Raw genomic sequence first — 714 nt, 5'->3', positions numbered from 1 at the left:
GCGACAACAACGCCGAACCCACCGCCACCGGATCCAGCGAACCCACCACCGACAACAAACGAGCAGCCTGCCCACGCAACGCCTGCTCCGACCGCGCCGACACCACCCACACCGCTCCCGCATCGCCGTCAGCGGCAACGTCAGCACCGCCGTCGACCTCAAGGTCAGGCGCCGCCTCGAGAATCACGTGCGCATTCGTCCCCGAGACACCAAAGGACGACACCCCAGCGCGGCGCGGTCGGCCCGTGACCGGCCACGACACCAACTCCGTAGCCAGCTCCACCCGACCCGCCGACCAGTCCACCTGCGATGACGGCGCATCCACATGCAGCGTGCGAGGTACCACCCCGTACCGCATCGCCTGCACCATCTTGATCACACCCGCGACACCCGCAGCCGCCTGGGTATGACCGATGTTCGACTTCAACGAGCCCAGCCACAACGGCCGATCCTCCGGCCGGTCCTGGCCATACGTCGCCAACACCGCCTGCACCTCGATCGGATCACCCAGCCGCGTACCGGTGCCATGCGCCTCCACCACGTCCACATCGGCCGAGGATAATCCGGCCGCGGCCAGCGCCTGCCGGATCACCCGCTGCTGCGACGGCCCATTCGGCGCCGTCAACCCATTCGACGCACCATCCTGATTCACCGCACTCGACCGCACCACCGCCAACACCCGACGCCCATTGCGACGAGCATCCGACAACCGCT

Annotated in this window: 1 protein-coding gene; it reads right to left on the bottom strand. The window is 67.9% G+C overall.

Translation table 11 applies throughout. The features are described from left to right. Positions 1-714 (bottom strand): ketoacyl-synthetase C-terminal extension domain-containing protein (locus tag P2L57_RS39845; protein WP_275823496.1); only part of this gene is annotated, 714 nt, incomplete at both ends.

It is taken from the genome of Streptantibioticus ferralitis (assembly GCF_029223525.1).
Taxonomy (GTDB): domain Bacteria; phylum Actinomycetota; class Actinomycetes; order Streptomycetales; family Streptomycetaceae; genus Streptantibioticus_A; species Streptantibioticus_A ferralitis.
The sequence above is the reverse complement of the archived record's forward strand: the minus strand, read 5'-3'. Positions and strand labels throughout refer to the sequence as shown.